Annotated in this window: 2 protein-coding genes; both read right to left on the reverse strand. The window is 62.6% G+C overall.

Annotated elements, in window-relative coordinates; translation table 11 throughout:
- Window positions 1-182 precede the first annotated feature (182 nt).
- Complete coding sequence (locus NP534_RS26400; protein WP_274100683.1) at window positions 183-1,541, reverse strand: spinster family MFS transporter; 1,359 nt, start codon at window positions 1,539-1,541, stop codon at window positions 183-185.
- A gap of 90 nt (window positions 1,542-1,631) precedes the next feature.
- Entirely contained in the window at window positions 1,632-2,939 is a 1,308-nt protein-coding gene (locus tag NP534_RS26405) for an MFS transporter (protein ID WP_238347559.1), read from the reverse strand.
- Window positions 2,940-3,068 lie beyond the last annotated feature (129 nt).

Consider the following 3,068-nt stretch of genomic DNA (forward strand, 5'->3'; position numbering starts at 1 on the left):
CTAACAAAGCGGTCGCGCGCAAATGCCACAGGCCTCACTGGCCCGAAACAAATGTAGGAGCGGCCTTGCGTCGCGATGCGCCGCGCGGGCGGCGCTCGATCTGATAGGCGCTGAAAATGCCAAGCCAGGCACCTGGTGCCCCCAACTACTATCGGGTCATGCTGGCCTACGTGGCCAACCCCTCAGCCCCCGACCGGATGCTCGCGTTGCATGCTGTGCCGGAAGCACTTGCAGCCTTTGGTCAGCAGCACGATGGCCAGCAACGACGCGGCGAAGCTGACGATCGACATCGACGAACCAACGGCTGCCGGCACACCGAAGTAGCGGTCGGTGATCAACGCCACCAACGTGGTCCCCAACCCCAGGCCCAGCAGGTTGCTGATCAACAGGAACACCGCCGATACCTGCGCACGCACCTGGTTCGGCGAGAGGATCTGCATGGCTGCAGTGGACGCTGGCATAGGGAACGAAGCGAAGAACATGGCCGGCACCAGCAAGGTCACCGACAGCCACAGCTGGTCCACCTGCGAATACAGCACGGCCGGTACGATCATGCCCAACGCGCCAATCACCCCGGTGCGCATGGCCGCATCGCTGCGCCCACGCTTGGCCAGGTGGTCGGTCAGCCAACCGCCGAATACCACCCCCGTGGTGTTGGCCAACAGCAAGATGGTGCCGAGCATGAAACCGGCCTGCTCAGGGCTCATGCCGAACTTGCGGATGTACAGCGCGGGTGTCCAGCTCATCATGCAGAACAGTGCCATGGCGTAGAACGAGAAGCCCAGGTAGTGGCAGCTGAAAGTCGCCCGGTGACGGCCGATGAAGCGCAGGCCATCGGTGAGTTTCACTTTGCGCACGTTACCGTCAGCATCCAGCTGCGCGCCCTTGCGCTCCGGGTTGCGCACCGTCAGCCAGATCAACAGGCCAACGATCACACCGGGCAAGCCGACAATGAAAAACGCCAGTTGCCAGGCCTTCATGGCGCCCAGGAAGGCCACCTCGATGGTTTGTGCGTCCTTGAGCAAGGTAATCACGTAGCCGCCGACCAGAAAGGCAATGCCACCACCGACGAACGAGCCGATGGAGTAGATGCCCACTGCGCGGCCGAGCTTCTCCTTGGGGAACAGGTCGCTGAACATCGAATAGGCCGAAGGCGACAGCGCCGCTTCGCCGACCCCCACGCCGATACGGGCGAGGAACATCTGCGTGAAGTTCTTGCTCAGGCCGCAGGCGGCCGTGGCGAAGCTCCAGAAAATCACCCCGACCGCGATGATGCGTGGCCGCGAGAAGCGGTCGGCCAAGTAGGCGATGGGCATGCCCATGAAGGCGTAGAACAGCGAGAACGCCAGGCCGTGCAGCAGGCTGAACTGGGTATCGCTCAGTTGCAGGTCGGCCTTGATCGGTTCGATCATCAAGGCCAGGATCTGCCGGTCAACGAACGAGAAGATGTAGGCCACCATGCACAGCAGGACCACATACCATTCGTAGACGTAGCGTTTTTTGCTTGGCTTGAGGTGTTGCGCTTGGGTGAGGGTGTTCATGCACGCGAGCTCCTGATTTGGACAGCCCTGATGTGGAAAGCCTGATGGCCTCATCGCAGGAGCAGGCTGCTCCTGCCAAGGGGGCTACCGTCAGTTATTTTCTGCAGCGGTCTGTGGCTTGATGGAAATCACCGCCAGGGTGGTAATCGCGCCCATCACCATGAGCATCACCGACACCGGCCAGGCGTCCTTGTACACACTGAACAGTGCGGTCGCCGCCAGTGGCGCCAGGCCACCCGAGAAAATCGAGGCAATCTCGTGCCCCATGGCCAGCCCCGAATAACGCACCTTGGCCGGGAACAGCTCACCCATCAGCGCGGGCTGGGTGCCGATCATGGCGCCGTGACAGAAGGCCATGCCCAGCAACGCCGCCAGGTACACCCACACTGGTGAATGGGTATCGAGCATCCAGAAGAACGGGAACGCCAGCACCATCAAGCCGACCGAGCCGATGGCATACACCACCCGCCGGCCAATGATGTCCGACAGCCAGCCCCAGAACACGATGGTGCCGGCCTCGACGATCATCGCCACCATCACGCTGGCCAGCACCAGCTGGGTATCCAGCCCGGTGAACTTGGCATAGGCGATGGTGAAGGCCAGGAACAGGTAGGCACTGCCGTTCTCGGCGATACGGATACCCATGGCCTGCAGCACCGCCTTGGGGTGCTTGCGCAGCACTTCCATGGCCGGCATGTGCTCGGGTTTGTCCTGCTGGGCCTGCTCTTCGACGAAGGCCTTGCTCTCTGGCAGGCTGCGGCGGATGTACACGCCCACGCCAAAGATCAGGATGCTGGCCAAGAAGGGCACCCGCCAGCCCCAGCTCATCATGTCGTCGACCGGCAGCATCTGCACCAGGTAGAACGCTGCGGCAGACATCACGAACCCGCCGGAAACACCCAACTGGCTCCAGGCCGCATAGAACCCGACCCGGTCCTTGGGCGCATTCTCGCTCAGCAGCAGCACGCCGCCGCCCCATTCGCCACCCGAGGCGACGCCTTGCAGCACGCGCAAAATGACCAGGCAGGCGGGGGCCAGGTAGCCGGCCTGCTCGAAGGTGGGCAGCAACCCCATGGCAAAGGTTGCCGCACCCATGATCGCCAGGGTCATCACCAAGGCCTTCTTGCGCCCGGCCTTGTCGCCGATGTGGCCGAAGATCAGGCCACCCAGCGGGCGGGCCAGAAAGCCTACGGCGAAGCCTGCGAACGAGGCCATGGTGCCGAGCACCGGGTCGGTACCGGCGGGGAAGAACAGCGGGGCGAAAATCAGCGCCGCCGCCGTGCCATAGAGGAAGAAGTCATACCATTCCAGGGCGTTGCCCAGGACCGAGGCAATGACGATGCGGCGCATGGTGCGCGGGTCGGTATCACGGGTGATGTTGGTGTTCAGGTTACTCATGAGCCATCTCCATGCGGGCCGGTCACCAGAACTTCCAGGTGTAGGAAGTGATCAGGCGATACTCGTTGTAGTCGTTGCCGTACTGTTGCTGGGTACGCATGTTCTTGAGGTCGAAGGCCAGGTCCTTGA

It is taken from the genome of Pseudomonas sp. 39004, from assembly GCF_028682155.1.
In the GTDB taxonomy this organism is placed as follows: domain Bacteria; phylum Pseudomonadota; class Gammaproteobacteria; order Pseudomonadales; family Pseudomonadaceae; genus Aquipseudomonas; species Aquipseudomonas capeferrum.

Coding starts and splice junctions, on each gene's coding strand:
- NP534_RS26405 (WP_238347559.1), bottom strand. CDS start 2,939: ATGAGTAACCTGAACACCAACATCACCCGTGATACCGACCCGCGCACC.
- NP534_RS26400 (WP_274100683.1), bottom strand. CDS start 1,541: ATGAACACCCTCACCCAAGCGCAACACCTCAAGCCAAGCAAAAAACGC.